General features: G+C 61.2%; 15 protein-coding genes. All 15 read right to left on the bottom strand.

Annotation, left to right across the window (positions count from 1 at the left end):
* Positions 1-82 precede the first annotated feature (82 nt).
* The 15 genes from BFQ03_RS21055 to pgaA all read right to left on the bottom strand — a co-directional run bounded on the left by BFQ03_RS21055 (position 83) and on the right by pgaA (position 16,574).
* Positions 83-679: a hypothetical protein gene (locus BFQ03_RS21055; protein WP_065943956.1), complete on the bottom strand. Its 597-nt coding sequence runs from the start codon at positions 677-679 to the stop codon at positions 83-85.
* Positions 676-1,248, bottom strand: coding sequence for an RNA polymerase sigma factor (locus tag BFQ03_RS21050; RefSeq protein ID WP_032856508.1), 573 nt, complete (start codon positions 1,246-1,248; stop codon positions 676-678). Before BFQ03_RS21050 ends, BFQ03_RS21055 begins: the two co-directional genes overlap by 4 nt.
* 99 nt (positions 1,249-1,347) lie before the next feature.
* The gene (locus tag BFQ03_RS21045; protein WP_065943955.1) at positions 1,348-2,979 is read right to left on the bottom strand and encodes a vWA domain-containing protein; all 1,632 of its coding nucleotides are present in this window, start codon (positions 2,977-2,979) and stop codon (positions 1,348-1,350) included.
* A 186-nt stretch (positions 2,980-3,165) separates the two neighbouring features.
* A complete protein-coding gene (locus tag BFQ03_RS21040) occupies positions 3,166-3,816 on the bottom strand; it encodes a DUF799 domain-containing protein (RefSeq protein ID WP_032856506.1) in 651 nt (216 codons plus the stop codon).
* A complete protein-coding gene (locus tag BFQ03_RS21035) occupies positions 3,813-4,175 on the bottom strand; it encodes a DUF4810 domain-containing protein (protein WP_065943954.1) in 363 nt (120 codons plus the stop codon). Before BFQ03_RS21035 ends, BFQ03_RS21040 begins: the two co-directional genes overlap by 4 nt.
* Positions 4,176-4,204: 29 nt before the next feature.
* Positions 4,205-4,885: a CsgG/HfaB family protein gene (locus tag BFQ03_RS21030; protein ID WP_032856504.1), complete on the bottom strand. Its 681-nt coding sequence runs from the start codon at positions 4,883-4,885 to the stop codon at positions 4,205-4,207.
* Positions 4,886-4,924: 39 nt separating this feature from the next.
* Positions 4,925-5,506 carry a hypothetical protein gene (locus BFQ03_RS21025; protein ID WP_032856503.1) on the bottom strand — a complete coding sequence of 194 codons (582 nt, stop codon included), beginning with the start codon at positions 5,504-5,506 and terminating at the stop codon, positions 4,925-4,927.
* Between the two features lie 191 nt (positions 5,507-5,697).
* Positions 5,698-5,943 carry a hypothetical protein gene (locus BFQ03_RS21020; protein WP_050593281.1) on the bottom strand — a complete coding sequence of 82 codons (246 nt, stop codon included), beginning with the start codon at positions 5,941-5,943 and terminating at the stop codon, positions 5,698-5,700.
* 115 nt (positions 5,944-6,058) lie between these two features.
* On the bottom strand, positions 6,059-6,646 hold the full coding sequence (locus tag BFQ03_RS21015) for a hypothetical protein (protein WP_032856502.1): 588 nt from the start codon (positions 6,644-6,646) through the stop codon (positions 6,059-6,061).
* A gap of 2 nt (positions 6,647-6,648) precedes the next feature.
* Positions 6,649-7,275 carry a hypothetical protein gene (locus BFQ03_RS21010; RefSeq protein ID WP_032856501.1) on the bottom strand — a complete coding sequence of 209 codons (627 nt, stop codon included), beginning with the start codon at positions 7,273-7,275 and terminating at the stop codon, positions 6,649-6,651.
* Positions 7,276-7,360: 85 nt separating this feature from the next.
* A complete protein-coding gene (locus BFQ03_RS21005) occupies positions 7,361-9,943 on the bottom strand; it encodes an autotransporter family protein (protein WP_065943953.1) in 2,583 nt (860 codons plus the stop codon).
* Positions 9,944-10,296: 353 nt separating this feature from the next.
* Positions 10,297-10,764: a poly-beta-1,6-N-acetyl-D-glucosamine biosynthesis protein PgaD gene (gene pgaD / locus BFQ03_RS21000; protein WP_065943952.1), complete on the bottom strand. Its 468-nt coding sequence runs from the start codon at positions 10,762-10,764 to the stop codon at positions 10,297-10,299.
* Entirely contained in the window at positions 10,761-12,107 is a 1,347-nt protein-coding gene (pgaC, locus tag BFQ03_RS20995) for a poly-beta-1,6-N-acetyl-D-glucosamine synthase (protein WP_065943951.1), read from the bottom strand. The genes pgaD and pgaC overlap by 4 nt, the downstream gene beginning before the upstream one ends.
* A gap of 3 nt (positions 12,108-12,110) precedes the next feature.
* On the bottom strand, positions 12,111-14,111 hold the full coding sequence (gene pgaB, locus BFQ03_RS20990; protein ID WP_032856498.1) for a poly-beta-1,6-N-acetyl-D-glucosamine N-deacetylase PgaB: 2,001 nt from the start codon (positions 14,109-14,111) through the stop codon (positions 12,111-12,113).
* Positions 14,112-14,123: 12 nt separating this feature from the next.
* Positions 14,124-16,574: a poly-beta-1,6 N-acetyl-D-glucosamine export porin PgaA gene (pgaA, locus tag BFQ03_RS20985; RefSeq protein WP_065943950.1), complete on the bottom strand. Its 2,451-nt coding sequence runs from the start codon at positions 16,572-16,574 to the stop codon at positions 14,124-14,126.
* Between the last annotated feature and the right edge of the window lie 241 nt (positions 16,575-16,815).

The following is a 16,815-nucleotide window of genomic DNA, read 5'->3' as shown; positions in this document are numbered from 1 at the left end:
CAGTTCAAACCAGGCCGGGGACAGTAGATACAGACGAAAAGCCCCAGGTCGCAAGACCTGGGGCTTTTTTGTGGGCGCTTGGTCAACGCTTTTGCAGGGCTTCCAACCGGGCGGGCAGGTTTTCGTCGGGAAAGCGCTTGTACAAGGCCAGCAGTTTCTCATCCGCCGCCCTGTTCTCTCCCGCCTGGCGCAGACGCACAATCTCCTCAAGCCCTTGTTCCAGGGACTGCGGTTTGACGGCCATCTGCTTGCTCATTCTTGCCACGGGCTCATCGACCATCGCCATCTCGGCCTGGATTGGTGCGCTATCTGCCTGCGGTGCCATCGCCAGACGAGCCATCGGCGCAGGAGCAGCCGGGGCAGACAGTGCCTGTGGCGGTGGCGCGGCTGCGTACTGAGCGGTTTCAGGTAGGTTGATGTCCGGCACTGGCGAGCGCATCACCACGCCAATCAATAGCGCGACCCCGGCGACGGTAGCAAAGGCCATCTGCCAGCGTGGCCGTTGACAGGCTTGCAGCCAGCGTTGCCACAGGCTCGGCGCGGGCGCTGGGGCTTCGCGGCGGGCAGCGGCGAGGATGAAGGCGTCGAGGGACGCAGGCGGCTCGCTGGCGCTGTGTTGGCGAAAGTGCTGGATCAGCCCTTCGTCAATCGGATCCTGGGAGTGTCGGGAGTCAGTCATACGGGTACCTCCTCGGCCAGCAGCCGACGCAGTTTCTGCTGGGCGTAACGCAAGCGGCTTTTTACCGTTTCCAGTGGGCTGCCGGTCAGGGCGGCAATTTGTGGCAGTTCCAGGTCGCCGTGCAGACGCAGCATGAACACTTCGCGCTGGTCTTCAGGCAGGTCTTGCAGAGCAGCCTCCAGGCGGCCCTGGTCACGGCTCAGGCTCAGTTGCTGCTCGGGGCCGGCGCGGTCGTCGAGTTGGGCATGAAGCTGTTCGTCGTAGCTGTCGTGCAACGGGTTGAGGATGCCGTGCTTGCGCCAGTGATCGATCAGGCGGTTGCGGGCAATCTGGAACAACCAGGTACGAAAACTCGCCCGTCCCTGTGGCTGGGTGGTGCTGCGGATCAGGCTGAGCCAGGTGTCCTGGTAGATTTCCTCAGCCAGTTCGGCCTTGTTGCTCAAGCCCACGAGAAACCGGTAGAGGCCCTGGCGGTGCCGGGCGTACAGGATCTCGAACGCAGCGGCATCGCCGGTGCGGTAGCGGGCCAGCAGCGATTCGTCGCTGGGTGGATCATTTGGAGCGGGCATGTGGGTGGCGAACTCCTTTCGATGGATCAATGCAGATTACCTGTGGGAGCCGGGCTGAACTAATGCCAGCTCCCACAGGGATCTCGGTCATGGGCAAGATCAGTGTTTGAGGCTTTGGGCCAGCTCCACCAGTTGTACGAATTCATTGCGCAGGCCGTAGGGATCACCACCACGGGCCGAGCGGGCCAGGGTGGCGGTGTCCTTCAGGCTCATGCTGCCAGTGTAGCGGCCATCGCCCTTGAGCTGTTGGGCGAAAGCGGCCACGGCAGAGGCGAAGCGCAGGTCGTCGCTGGCCGCGTGCCGGGCGTTATTGATCGGGTGTTCGATCAAGCGACTGCTGCCGCCCGCCGCCGGCTTGTAGCGTACCCGTAACATGGCCAGCTCTGCGGCATTGCCCTCGGCAGCAGGTGCCGACGTATAGCGCAGCGGTTCCAGCCAGCCTTTTGTACCCTTCGGTACAATTTCATACAGCGCCGTCACGGTATGCCCGGCACCGATCTCGCCGGCGTCTACCTTGTCGTTATTGAAATCCTCACGTTTCAAGGCACGGTTTTCGTAGCCCAGCAGGCGATATTCGCTGACTTGGGCCGGGTTGAATTCCACCTGCAGCTTCACATCCCGCGCCACCACGGCCAGGGTCGAGCTGAGTTGCTCCACCAACACCTTGCGAGCTTCGCGCAGGTTGTCGATATAGGCGTAGTTGCCATCGCCCGCGTCGGCCAGTTGCTCCATCAGGTGTTCGTTGTAGTTATCCACGCCAAACCCTAGGGTGGTCAGGGATACCCCACTTTTGCGCTGATCCGCGGCCATTTGCTTGAGGCTGTCGAAGTCGCTGATGCCGACGTTGAAGTCACCATCGGTGGCCAGCAGGATGCGGTTGATACCCTGGTCGATAAACCCTTCGCGGGCCATTTGATAGGCCAGTTCGATGCCCGATGCGCCGGCTGTCGAGCCGCCGGCGGTCAACTGGTCGATGGCGTTGCGGATTTTTGCCTTGTCGCGCCCGGATGTAGGCTTGAGCACTACCCGCGATTCGCCGGCATACACCACCAGAGACACGCGGTCCTGATCACGCAGTTGGTCCACCAGCAGCTTGAGGGTGCTTTTGACCAACGGCAAACCTTCGCGACGGTCCATGGAGCCGGAAACGTCCACCAGAAACACCAGGTTGGCCGGCGCCAACTCGGCCACGGCACGCTCGGATGCCTTGATGCCAATGCGCAGCAGGCGCGTGCTGGGGTTCCAGGGGGTCGAGGCGACTTCAGTGGTCACGCCGAAGGGAGAGCCATCGGTCGGCAGCGCGTAGTCGTAGGGGAAGTAATTGACCATTTCCTCAAGTCGCACAGCACCTTCGGGCGGCAGGCGACCTTGATTGAGGAAGCGTCTGACGTTGGCGTAGCTGCCCGTGTCGACATCGACGCTGAAGGTCGAGACCGGGGTTTGGGCAACGCTGTGTACCGGGTTGTCCGGCAGGTTCTGATACTGCTCGCGCGGCTCGGTGCGGTATTGCATGGCCACCGCGTCATGCATGGCCATCGGTGCCGGCATCGCCATTCGTTTGAGCATGGCCCCCTGAGCCTGGACGGGCGCACTTTGCAGTTCGGGGATAGCCACCGCTTGGGGCGCCTTGGCCTCGTCACGGGACGACAGCCCACACCCGGCAAGCGCCACCAGCAAGGTCACGGCAAAGCCCTGGGCTGCGGGGCGTAGGAAGAGAAGAGGACGGGACATGGGCTGAACCTCGTGAGTGAATGATGCGTTCACAAGGTCAGACGTAAGAGCGTCGGGATTCGGGTTAGCGTGCGGTCAGTCGATCCAGGTGGGGCTTGCTCGCGATAGCGGTGGGTCAGTCAATTCATACGGCGACTGACCTACCGCTATCGCTGGCAAGCCAGCTCCTACATGGGTTTGTGGGGATCAGTCCGAGCCGTATTTGGGCGAGCGCGGGCCGTAGAGGATGCCGGTGCGTTGCCCGGCCGACAGCAGGCGTGCGCTGGTGATACCGGCAATCGGGTGCGCTGCGTCGGTGGAGCTATTGATCACTTGCTTGACCGCCGCCGTGATCAGCATGCCCACCAGGCCGCCACCGTTGTTGTTGCCTTCCTCGCTGGAAGCCCGTGCAGAACCGGTCCACAAGGTGGTGCCGGTACGCAGGTCGACCAGTTTGGCCGAGGCCGTCACCGAGGTATCGCTGGTGACCAGCATGTACTTGGTGCCGTACTCGCTGACAGTGATGTACAGCGCCGCGTCCGCGCCGAAGATCTCATGCAGCTTGCCCGGTGCCACGGCCTGGATATCGTTGGCGGTGGTCAGGCCGTTCTGGCGGAAGGTTTCGTCCACCAGGGCAATCGGCATCACGTAGTAGCCGGCTTCCGCCAATGGGTAGGTCACCTGCGATACCAGGCTGTAGGACGCCTGCACTTCAGGGGATTCATTGATCGGTGGCAAGACCAGGATCGACTTCGGTCGCGCCTGCTTGTACGCCGCGTAATCAAAAGTCTTGGGTGCCGCGCAGCCGCCCAGCAACGCCAGGGCCAGTAAGGCACCGGTGAGTTTCAACAGGCTCATTTCTTCACCTCCGGGGCCTTGGCGTTTCTCAGCAAAAAGTCCATGTAGGCAGCGGACTCGGGGAACAACGCCTTCTCGGTGCGGAACTGCTGCACCATCTGGTCATCCTTGCCCATGCTCAGGTACAGCATGCCCAAGTGGGCGTGGTAGCCCGGCGGGGCCTGGCGGCCACTGGCGTTGATCTTTTGCAGGTCGCGCTCCAGCGCTTCGACCTGGGCTTCCTTGGGCTCACCCTTGAAATACTCATAAACCTGCGGCTGATAGCTTTCCCATTGATACAGGGGCTTGGGTGCCGTCTGGCACCCTACAACCAGCGCGGTTGCTGTCAGCATCAGCGATAACTTCACTGCCTTGCTCATCCGTGTACTGCTCCTTGAAAACACGTGAATCAGTTACGCGGGTTCCAGGCGCCGGCGTTGATGCCGTCGACCAGGCGATTGATCGCTTCGCGCATGGCCAGGTCCAGGACCTTGCCATTGAGGGTGGAGTCGTAGCTGGCGGTGCCGCCAAAGCCCACTACTTCACGGTTCGACAGCGCGTATTCACCGGCGCCCTGGGTGGAGTACACCACTTCGGAGGTGCTGATGTTGACGATGTTCAGGTTGATCTTGGCGTAGGCCACCTGGGTCTTGCCACGGCCGAGGATGCCGAACAGTTGGCGGTCGCCGGTTTCTTTGCGGCCGAACTCGGTCACATCGCCGGTCACGACGAAGTCAGCGCCCTTGAGCTTCTGCGCAGTGCCTTTGATTTTCGCTTCCTGGGAGATTTCGCCCATGTTGTCGCGGTCCAGCACGCTGAAGCGGTTGGTCTGCTGCAAGTGGGTGATCAGGATGGTCTTGGCCTGGCCACCGAGGCGGTCCACGCCGTCGGAGAAGATCCCGCGCATGTAGCTGGAGCGGTTATCGAACTTGCCCACGGCGATCGGTACACGTACGCCGGAGTAGGCGACGTTGGCGCTGGCGACTTTTTCGATCGGCAGTGCGCGAGAGCTTTCAGTGGCGCAACCGGCCAGCGCCAGCAGCGCTGCGCCGGCAAAGCCTGACAGCAGGATTTTTGAGAGTGATTTCACGTAGTGCTCCTAAGTGGTAAATCGAGGCCGCAGGTAACGCTATCGCGATGGAATACCGCGCAGATCGTCAACGATAAAACGGCTAAGCGCGCCGGTGTAGAAGGTCTCTACATTAGAGTTGCCGCTGTTGGTCAGCACCCCGGCCATGGTTTTCATGTTCTGCCAGTCGCCCTTGTACCCAGATGGCATCAGCCCTTGGCGAGCCTGGGAAAAATGCAGCACCTGGGCATCGGCCTTCTTGACCTTGACCTGATAGTTGAAATCGACACTGGCCAGGATGGTGTTGTCATCGACGATGGTCGTCATGAAACCGCCCTTCGTATCTTGAATACGCCGCGTATAGATAACGCTCACATCCAACAGGTAGTCGGCCTTTTCCTTGCTCGTGGCGTAGCGCTTGGCCTTGAGCAAGCGGTCGACCAGGTCGATACCCAGTTGCTGGCGAACCTTGTCATCCGACAGGAAGCGTTCGTTCTTGCCCACCACCTCAACGTCGAAGGTATCGAGCCAATACGTGGCGTTCTTGGGAATGGTCACGGGCGCTGGAGAGATGTAGTACGGGGGCTTGGAAGCACAGCCGGCCAGGAAGGACAGTGCCAGCAGTAAGGCAAAAACGCGCATCTTCGAATTCATCCCTGATTAAGTGCTGCGGCATTTTACGGGGTTGAGAGCGGTTCTCAAGTTGTTTCGTCCTGGTAGGTGCAGCGGGCAGGTTCCTGTAGGAGCGAGCTTGCTCGCGAAAAACGCCCAGGCGACGCGTTCATTCGACAAGTGAGCGTTATCGTTTACGTGCTTCGCGAGCAAGCTCGCTCCTACAGGGTTGCGGGGACGGGAATGCGCTGCGCAGGGTCGGCATCCTTACTCATGCCGCCCGGCGCGATGGCCACCCTGGCGCCTCGCGCATAGTTGTAGACCGCCTGGCCAAACCACAGCTGCACCAGCACCATGAGGAAAAAGCGCTTCCAGCTACCGTCAAATCGTAGAAAGCCATTGAGTAGCGCAGCCAGGAGTAAGACCAGGCCAATGCCGTGCCGATATTTGTATAAGTTCGCGACCATGTTACCCACCTTTGGCCTGTCCGATGGCTGCGACTTGATGGATGTGATTGAGCGACAGTTGAGTCCGCAGCGTTCATAAATAAAAAAGGGGCGCTCCAGTACCGCCCCATTCGCCTTACAACAAGCGGCGCTGCACCGCTTCATCCAGCGTACTGCGGGTCAACGCCTCTACGATCTCACGCGTGTCCTGCCGGAAAGGAACGGCGACGATCAACAACAATTGCATCCAGGTGCGCACCGATTCGCTCTTGCGTACACGGCCCAGCTCTTTGCCGTCCTTGTCCTTGAATACAGTCTCCAGGGTGAAGGTATTCTTAGCCGTTGAGGGGATGATGAAGAACGTCACACCCGTGATGATGGCCGAAGCCATGCTGAACTGTTCATTGTTGTACAACGAGGCTTCGACATAGAGGTCCGACTCGACCTTATCCGTACTGACCCGCGCAAAACGCCCAGACTGACGAAAACCCTCGGCAACCGTCGTTTCCGCAACCGCCGCCGCTGCACCCGTCGCGGTATTGGCCGGGCCACCGTTGACCTGGTTCATGGCCGTGGTACGCACGTACACCGTTGGCTTTTGCTGTGGGGCATTGGCCGTTGGCGGCCAGGCCTGGACCGGCGGCAATTCGTGCTGCGAATAGGACACGCACCCCGTCAGCAAAACAGCGGCGAGCACCCAACTGCGCTTGAGCAAACCCATCATGTTCATTCTCCCTTGAGCTGAGGTGTTGCCAACTTCGCGGTGGCGGTAGCGAGCAGTTTTGAAACCAGTTCATTCAGTTGCTTGGCGCCCATTACCGGTGACCAGTACTCGCGTCCGTACAGGCCGACGTTATGCTCAAACTTGATCTGTTCCTTAGCCGCCGCCAGCTCTTTGCCGTCACGGTCGACGATCACCAGGTCCCCCGCCACATCGAAGCTGTCCACATAAATCGGCCCGTTCACCCAGATCCAGATCGTCAGGGTCAACAACGCGCCGGGGATATAGGCAGGATGCGGAGCGCGATGGCCCTTGAGAGACGTCATGTTGAACTTGAGCACCACATCGTTCTCCCCCAGGCGCACGGGGTACTCGGTGACCTGCTTGAAGTACCCACCCGCCTTGACGTACTGGTTGAGCTGCATCGTAAGCGAGCGGCTGATGGCTGTACGGGTTGCCTCGTCAGCGCCAGGGATGGCAACCGTGACATCGGCAACCTGCGCCGCGCGGGGGTTGCTGACTGACGCAGGATGAAGCGGAGCGCCCAACGGGCCGGTGACGGTATAGGAGACGCAGCCAGTCATCGATAATGTTGCGATGAGGGCGGCGACCTTGATGAAGATTTTGAGCACGGAACGTCCTTATTGATGAAAATCTTGCGCGGAATGGGATCAGACCACGATTAAAAGTTCAATCATCGTCTGACCCCATTTTTACTTAGAACGCGTAGCGCGCTTTAATCATCACCCCATCGGCATCAAACCCGCTGCGGGCCTGACGGGTGTAGCTGGCGCCGACGCTGAACGCCGAGACTTGGTAGTTCACGCCCACGCTGGCTTCATAGCTGTCACGCGCTACCGATGCGCCGGTCACGCTGAACGTCGAGCCACCGTTTACAAAGCTCGACGTCTGCGCCACGCGATCACCCATCAGGTCGTGATAGGCCATCAAGGTCGCTTCCGGTTGCAGGGTACCGGCGCCCAACGGCAGGTTGCCCGCCAAGCGCACGCCCGCCCCCAACTCGCCCACTTCATAGCGCTGCGAACCCGTGCTGAGCGCTGCCGAAGAGCCCTTCTCATTGAAACCATCCATACGCACGCTGGAATAACGCGCCGCTACACGCGGTTCGATCAGCACGCTGCCCGACGGCTTGAAGCTGTAGCCGCCCAACACGCTGGCCGACAACGCCCGGCTGTCGTAGCTGCCCTTGGCCGTGGTGCCAGCGACGTGGCGCTTGCTGTCGTTGTCGTTGAAGCCGTAGCTCAGGCTGCCATCGACAAACCAGTTTTGCAGCGACCAGTTGCCGTACAGCGACAGGGCATTGCCCTGCACTTCGGTCTTGTTGCCCAGGTCCGAGTGAATGTTGGAGTTGAGGTAGCTGTACGCCGCACCCACAGTGGTGGCGTCGTTCAAGCGACCGTCCACACCTACCGCCATACCGCTGCTGTTGGCCGAGTAACCGTTATCGCCACCGCGACCGTCCTGGTCCATGTTGCTGCTCAGACCCTGCACCCATACACCGCCACGCTCACTGCCATCGCGCTGACCGGCCAGGCGATTGAGGATCGCGCCGTTGATCACGGTCTGCCCAGACAGGGCCACGTCCAGCGCGCCACGGTTCACGTCCGGCTTGAGCTGTTCGCCAATCTGCGCCAATTGCTGGGCAGTGCCGGCGTTGGCCACGGCCTGGAACACCGCGTCGTCCTCGCTCAGTTGCCCCAACACCTCGTTCTTCAGCTCGTTGAGTGCAGTGACCGACGCCGCGCCAGCACCTACGCCGCCCAGATCCTCCTGCACCTGCTCATCGCTCTTCAAGCCCACCACCGCCTTGACGGTTTGCGCATCGGCCGAGTAGCTGAATACATCCAGCAACGACGAGCTACTGGCGACCGTCAGGCCGTTGTTTTGCACGCTGGAGGCTTGCAGCAGGGTGTATTCAATACCGCTAGGCACGGCGGTGAAATCACCGGGCTTGGCGCTCAAGGTCACGTTGGAGCCCTGGGCGAAATTCGCTGCACCGCTGACTGTCAGGTACGGCGTGGTCGGCACAACGCTGTTGGACAGGCGCATATCAACCCCGGCGCCGCTGGCTACATTCAAGTCGCCAGTGATCGCGGTGCCGGCGTCAGACAGGTTCAACGAACCTGCATTGATCGACACCGGGCTGGCAATGCTCTTGCCGGTAAAGTCCGCCTGACCGGTGATATTCACACCCGTGACACCGAGCACATCACCGACGATTTTACCGCCACTCCAGTTCAGGCTCGCCAGGTTGGCAGCATCGATGGCCGTGCCGGAATTGCTACGAATTTCACCGGCTTGCTGGTTGATTTCGAAGGGGGAGGTTTGCTCGTCAATATCGGCATAAATGGCTACGCCATCGGCACTGATGATGCCTCGGTTGACGATACCGCGAGAGCCGGGCGCACTGTTCTGAGCGAAAGTTGCTCCGTGGAAGTCAAAAGCATCAGCCTTTTCGCCTTTTGCTTCGATCGTGCCGGTGTTGAGGATGTAATCGACAGTGCCGTCATAAAACACCACTCCAGCGGTAGCTGCGCCGTTCGCGGAAATCAGGCCACTGTTTTCGATCCTCAAGGGAGATGTAGGGGTTTCCACCTCGAAAGCCCAGGAGTCGTCGCCCGTGACAGACAACGTACCGGAGTTGAGAATATTGCCGCCGATGCTGATTGGGGAGAGGCCTCCTCGGTCCAGCACCATAGCAAGCGAGTTAACTCCCGTCATTCGTACCACGCCGGTATTGGAAACGTCCCCCGCCACCGTGGTGCCATGCAACCGAATACCATCGCGAAAAGTCCAGGGATTGGATACTGGGGCTGTGGATTGGATGGTCCCGGAGTTGATCACGCTCCCGCCAATCGTAGTAGCACCAATCTCAAAAGCTTGAAACGCCCCGTTACTCTGGGTGATGTTAGCTGCCTGGATAACATCACCAGTGACGGTGCTACTCCCTGGATTGGCAGTCAGTTGCAGCGATGGGTCCACGGCAAACCCTCGGATATCGCGACCCTGACCATCCAAAATAATATCTGCACGATTGATCAACGAACCCTGAATTCTCGTATCGGCGACACTCACTCCCATCCAATTGCTAATGCCTTGGCTAGCGGTCACGTTCGTGGGCTGAGTTACCGTTCCGGTGAAGGTCAGTGATTCACTAAATATCCCGCCGTTCAAGGTGCTCTTGCCTTGGCCAACATCCACTTCAACCGCCAGCACTTGGGTACTGATTGCCCCAACGATCAAAGCCAACAGGCTTTTTTTAAACGGCTTTGGCTTCATATAAAACTCCATGTATGACGGGCAAATCCACCCACTATCTCGGCGACGCCAGGTATAAAACCGCAACGGCCTATTCGAGCACCTGCCCCTGACCGGTGAGCCGTGTATTGAGCAGGCCAGTGATCAGTGGCGAACAGATTGTCGGCACCCAGCGTTTTTAGTTGAGCGAAGTACTCATCTGGATAGGCGATTAATTGATTAATAACAACCAATTACTCATTAGACGTTAAGCAAAAACCGCTTTAAGTCGGGTTAACACCGTGATTATCATGGAGCCGCCGAACGAACCAAATAGGAAACCTCCTAAAAATTTACAGACTCCCCCTACAGCTAAATAGTTTTCCCCACTTCACCTAGCTATCTTGCCCTACCACCAGTTTCAACTCTGGCCGCCGCACCTCACGGGAATCATGCGACGTCACCGCCTGCACCCCGCCCTCCTGATCGTTATGAATCACCAACACCCCCGGTCGGCGCAGTTGCTCAAGCTCGCCAGCCGCCAGGCGGAAGCTCTCGCTCAAGCCGTGGTCACTCAGCGCCTTGGTCGCCGCACGCCGCTGGGCAAATTGCTTGCCGCGCCGTTGTTGGTAGCGCGCCCAACTGATCAGCAGCACCGCATTGAACAGGGCGATCCACAGATAGATCTGCAAGGTGTTCAGCGCGGCGAAGATCGGTGCATCGATACGTGGGCCGCCGTTGCTATCGAGCATCGGCACCAACCCGCGCACCAGCAGGAGCACCAGGCCGGCCCAGGCCATCAGGGTCAGGAAAATATCGATGGCCTGCATCACAGGCCGCTGTGGGGTGCGGATCAGGTTCATGGGTTCACTTCCTTGGCAGGTGCCTTGATGCCGCGATCCGGGCTGACCCAGCGCGCGCGTTTCTGATGTTGGCGGAACAGGACTTTGGGGAAGCTGACCAGGGTGGTGAACAGGCTCACCAGCCAGAACACCAGCGGGTACCAGACGGTCCAGAACAGGGTTTTCCACAGGCCGCGCTCGTAGCGCCGGTCGATCATGATGCTCACGGCAAATTGCACCAGGCACACCACCGCCAGCAGCAAGCCGGTGAAGGCCGGTGGCATCAGCGAGCCGACGGCAATCGCCTCGGGCAACGGCACGACTTTGCCCACGCCCCAGAAGATCACCGACAACAGGAAGGTGAAGGCCCAGCCCGTGGACAGGCAGTATTCGAACAGCAACGGCCACAGGTAGCGGTGGCGCCATTGCCAGATCCCGCGAATGTTCTTGAACAGCACTTCGGCGCCGCCCTGGGCCCAGCGCAGGCGCTGTTTCCACAGGCCGCCGAGGGTTTCCGGCATCAAGATCCAGCACAGCGCACGCGGCTCGTAGAAGATGCTCCAGTGGTCCAGTTGCAGCTTCCAGCTCACGTCGATGTCTTCGGTGATCATGTCGGTGCTCCAGTAGTCGACCCGGTCCAGGGCCGCCCGCCGAAACGCCACCACCACGCCGGAGACGGTGAAGATCCGCCCGAACACTCGCTGGGTACGCTTGATCAAGCCGATGATCGAAGAGAACTCGCCCACCTGCACCCGGCCGATCAAGGTCGAGCGCGTGCGGATCCGAGGGTTGCCGGTCACCGCGCCAAGCCGTGGGTTGTCGAGCATCGGCGCCACCAGGTAAGCCGCCGCGTTGCGGTCGAGCAAGGCGTCGCCGTCGATGCACACCAGGTATTCGCTATGGGCCGCAACGGCGCCCATGCGCAGTGCCACCGCCTTGCCCTGGTTTTGCGCCAGATGCAGCACGCGCAAGCGCGGCTCATTCAACGCCAGGGCGTCGAGTACGGCAGCGGTGTTGTCGCTGGAGCCGTCATTGATCGCGATCACTTCGATGTTGCGGTACTGCTGGGCCAGCGCCGCGCCAATGGTCTCGGCGGCGTTGTCGCCTTCGTTGTAGCAAGGGATCAGGATCGAGATCAGCGGTTCGCCCTTGAGCACCGGCGCCGGGGTGTCATCGGCCCATGGCCAGTGGCGCTCCCAGTGCAGCCAGAAGTACAGGCCGCCGGCGATCCACAGCCCGGACATGAACAACGGGTAGAAAAACACGAATTCCATCAGGAACTGCCCGGTGACCAGGAAGATCAGGCCCAGGGGCACACCCAACACCAACGCCAAAACGAGAAGAGCTAGGATTCTGTCGAACATGAGTCAAGGATTCCATTTGTTGGAAAGGGCCGGACGCACGGTGTTCAGATCCGGCGAATTCTCCAGGAAGTTGTCGGGGTAGTAGCCAAAACTGCTGGCGCCCTGGCGCTTGAGCACGCCCATCCACTCGGCCATTTGCGCGCCGGAAAGATCCGGTGCGGCCGGGGTGCGCCAATCCTTGGCCTGCAACTCGAAGACCGTGCGCTGCATCGCACCGGGCCGAGCCTTGACTGTGGCCACGAGTTTTTCCAGCCACGCGTTGGAGTTTTTCAGCGACTGACCTTCCATCAATGGCATCGCCATCGGCGCGGTCCAGTCGTAGTGCTGGAGGAAGTCGTCGAGGTTCTGCGCAAACCAGGCTTCGCTGGCCGGGTTGAGCATCGGTTCGGCGAAGATGTTGCGCGCGGTGAGCACTTCCGGCCCGCGCAGGGTGCGGACCTTGGCGGTCAGCTCATGGGTGAAGTCGATCAGGTAGCGGCTCTTGAAACGGGTCCAGCGCTGCATCACCTCAGGGTCGGCGCGCAGTGCCTGAATGCTACCCGGCAGGCCGTTGGCTGCGTAGGTTTTCAGGGCTTGGGGGCTTGCGTCTTCAAAGTCCGAAAGCACGGCGTCGTCGTGAAACAACACGCCGTGGATAGCGCTGGTACGGGCGAGGTCTTCGTAGATCTCACCGATGATTTTGCGCACCTTGGGATCGAACGGCGACAGCCGCTGGTACTGCTTCGGGTCGACGGCCACCTTGCCGGTGGCCGGGTCCCAACGGCTGACGCGGGGCAGCTTGGGGTCCAGGGCAAAGCTGAGCACGGGCATCCATGCGTAGACTTTGACCAGGCCGCCACGGGTGTGCAACTGCCAACTGACACGGTTGAACAGGTCGGCACGCATCGGCAAATGGCGGTTGGGGAAGTACAGCGAACGCGCCAGGCCATCGCCCTTGGGATCGGCGAACGCCTGGAGGAACACGGTGTCGACGCCCATGTCCAGCACGCGCTGGACCAATGCGTCGAGGTTGCGCACTTCTTGCGCCTTGTCCGGGTCGTAGACCTGATCCAGGTCCACATGCAGCACGCGCATCGGCGCTTTGACCTGCGCCGAGACCATGCTGTTGGCGAAGTCCTCGCCGTACGGGTCGTTGTCCACTAGAAAGCGCGGGCTGCTCATCAAGTTGCCGAGGTTGTCGAGGCCGTCCTCCAGGGTCAGGGCCATCTGGTAACCCTGCTCGCCCACCACCGCCAGGGAGGTGCCGTCCGCCGCCCCGTATGGCCAGACCCACACACGCGGGGCCTTGCCGGTAACGGCGCGGATCTTATTGGAAATCGCCGCGACGTCGGCGCGCATCCGCGCCTGGAACTGCGCTTCGGGCTCATAGCTGCGGGTGACCGGGTCATAGCGCCGAGTGGCGGCGGCCGGCTCCATGTTGCCCTGGGGATTGGCCAGCACACCTTTGTGAAGGGCGTCGGTATGCGCGGCGATTTCCACCAGGCCCGATTGCGCCACTTCGCGCACTTGTTGCCAGGTCAAAAACTCCCCGCGCTCACGCGGCACACCGGCAAAATCCACCGGTTGGTTCAACGGCGTGTCGACCCAACTGCCCACCGGCGCCAGCACCGCAGGCCACTGGTAGGCACGCAGGATCGGCATCACGCGGGTGTAGAAGCTCGAATAGCCGTCGTCAAAGCTGAGCATGACGGCTTTGGGCGGCAACTGTGGCCCGCCGGCGCGGGCGGCAAGGACCTGATCGACGCTGACCGCCTGGTAGCCGTTCTCGCGCAGCCAGGACAACTGTTCGATCAAGCGTTCGGTACGCACCGCCACCACTCTCTGGTCGGGATCACGGTCGTTGACATCGTGGTAGGCAATGCCCAGGAAATGGTTTTTCGGCCACGGCGCTTCGTTGACCGGTTTGAGTCGTTCAGCAGGTGGCGTAAAAGGCGCGGGGGACTGGGCACAGGCACTGCTCAGCAAAAAACCCAGGGCCAGCAGGCAACGGGAAACAAGGGTCATGATCGGACTCTTCTAGAAACGGTAAGTGAGGTCGACGAGCAGGCGCACATCGCTTTCGCGCTGACCGTCATAAGGTCGGTTGATCCAGCTCAGGTTGGCGCCGGTTTCCAGTACGTCGTTCCAGCGATAACGCTGGCCGTAACTGAGCAAACCAATGGCGCCGGTTGAGTAATCGCGCTGGCTGTAGGTGCCCGCACCGGCCTGGAACTGCTGACTCCACTGGGTTTCGTAGCGGTGATAGAGCACATGGTTGACGTTCACCGTGGGGAGCACGCTGAAGTCTGAACGCGGGTTGAAATACGCGGCTTCTTCCTTGCTGTTGCGGCTGGCGGCGACTTCCAGGCCAAGGTCCACTTGCACGCCCGGCGAGCGGTAGACGCCCTCACGGCCGCTGAGCAGCGCCTCGACACGGTCGTTGCCGTCGCTGAAGTGGGACGGGCTCAGCGCCAGTCTCCACTCACGGCTCTCGTTGGCGCGCCAACGGATAAACCCGCTGCCGCCATTGGCCGTGACGTTGGCATTGAGCGCACGCAACGGTGTGCTGGCGGCCAGGTAGTCAAGACTGCCCCCGTACTGCCAGTGGTCGTTGATGTCACGCGCAATCGCCAGGCGTGCGCCCTGCTTGGTGCCTTTGCCGTAGGAGTGATTGGAGACTTCGGCCTCCAGGGTCATGTCGCGGGTGCGCCGCTCCACACCCAGGCGCTGCCAGCGGTGGTGGCCAGTGCCTTCTTCAAAGTCGGCGGTGGCGTAGCCGATACCGCCGAATATCCGCCAGTCTTCATCGATGGGCGGGCTGTAGAGCAGGGTTTCGATGCCCCAGTCGCGGCTACCCGACACCGCCCCGCCGCCATGACTTTTACCGGTCTCGGCTTCGATGCGCAGTTCAGCCATTTCATGCACCTTGCGCAGGCGCTGGAGGCGTTGGACCTGGCGATTTTCCGGGGCGCGGTCGACCACGTCATCGGCGAGCACATCAAGCTGGCGCCACTCCTGCAGCTCCAGCGCGTTGTAGCCTTGGGAGACTTCCAGGTCGATATGGCGGGGGTTCTGGTTTTCCGCATCCTTGAGGGCAATTTCGGCACGCCGCGGCCAGGCGCGGGCGCGGAACATGTCCGCCTGGGCCACACGCATGCCGACATTGCCGGGCGAGGTGCGCACCAGGTTCTCCAGGCTTTTTTCACTGGTGGGCAGATCGGCGCCGTAGGTCGCGGCCTGGGCCGCCAGTTGCTGGGCGGCCAGCCACGCGTCGTTGGGGTTGCCGAGGGGCAGCCCCTTGAGTTCAACCCGAGGCTTTTGCGTGCTCGCCAAGTCGTTTGCGACGGCGCGGGCCTCGCCGGTCTGATCGTTTTCCAGCAGGGAGTAGTACAGCGCGGTGCTGTCTACCACTTGGTTGCTGGGGTCGGCGTCTGGCGCTGCCACCGCTTGGCGAAACAGCGGCGCAGCCTTTTCCGGCAGGCGTTGATCGAGGTAGGCGGCGGCCACCCAGCGCAGGGCGTAGCCGGGCAGTTGCACGTCTTGAGCTTGCAAGGCCTCGTAGTCGTGGATCACCTCGGCGGTACGTGCACGGGCCTTGAGCGCACCCATCCGGTCGATGCGCCAGCGCACCACATCGTCATGGGCACTGGCGTCCGGGGCCCAGGTGGCGATCAGTCGGTCGTAATCCTTGAGGGCGCGGTCGGCGATCACAAAACGTTCGCTTTCACTGCGCGTAGGGAATTCAGCCAGGCGCACACGCTCGGCCGCCAGGTCACCTTCCAGGCGGCGCTGGGTCACCGGGTCCAGCAGGCCGGGGTGGCGCGCACTCAGGCGCAGGGCCGGTTCCGGCATACGTGCACGTTGCAGGGCAATCAGGTATTCGCGCACCACGTCAGGCCGGTTGCCTGCGCGGATAAAGGCTTGGTCAAACTCGAACAATGAGTCGAAGGTCTGCCCGGCCCGGGACAACGCGTAGCCCAGGGCCATGCGCCGCTCGACATCCTCGGGCTTGGCCGCCACCAGGGTGCGGGCGCGCTGTACGGCTTCGGCGGCTTTGCCACCATCGGCCAGGGTCAGGGCCAGGCCCAGTTGCAGGTCCGGGTTGTTCGGTTCACGCAGCAATGCCTGGCGATACACAGCCTCGGCAGGCGCCCAGCGCTGTTGATTGCGGTAGGTGCGGGCCACGGTGGTCAATGCTTGGGTGGTCAGTTGGCGCTGGCGACCCTGGGTCTCATAGACCTTGAGTACTTCGTCATCCTGGCGCGCCCAACTGGCGATCAGCAGGTGGTCGCTGACCTGGCCGGAAGTCTGGCGTTCGGCAGGCAATTGGCGCAGCAGGTTGAGTGCCGGGGTGTAGTTGCCGGTACGGGCCTGGCGAATCAGCGAATCATAGGCAGGATCGGCCACGGCCAGGGTCGGCAGCAGCAAGGCAGCGCCGATCAGTAGACGCAATCGGCCAGGGCCGGTGGGTGAGAGGTTACGCAGCATGTCGTCAGCTTCCTTACTTGGAAAGCTGTAGCGATAGGTTCGCCTGTACAACACGCATCAGGCCGCCGGTGTCTGATGACCCGGCCAAGCTTTCCTGTGCGCAATATCCCTGAGAAGGGTACGGAATAGGACAAATCAGGACAATTGTTCAGAATCGCCCTACAAGCCAATGGAGATCAGATGTGGGAGCGGGCTTGCTCGCGAATGCGGTGTATCAGTCAACATATCCATGACTGACCCA

Source organism: Pseudomonas sp. 25 R 14 (assembly GCF_900004755.1).
GTDB classification, from domain to species: domain Bacteria; phylum Pseudomonadota; class Gammaproteobacteria; order Pseudomonadales; family Pseudomonadaceae; genus Aquipseudomonas; species Aquipseudomonas brenneri.
Note: the sequence above shows the minus strand (reverse complement) of the source record. Positions and strands in the feature narration are given on the sequence as shown.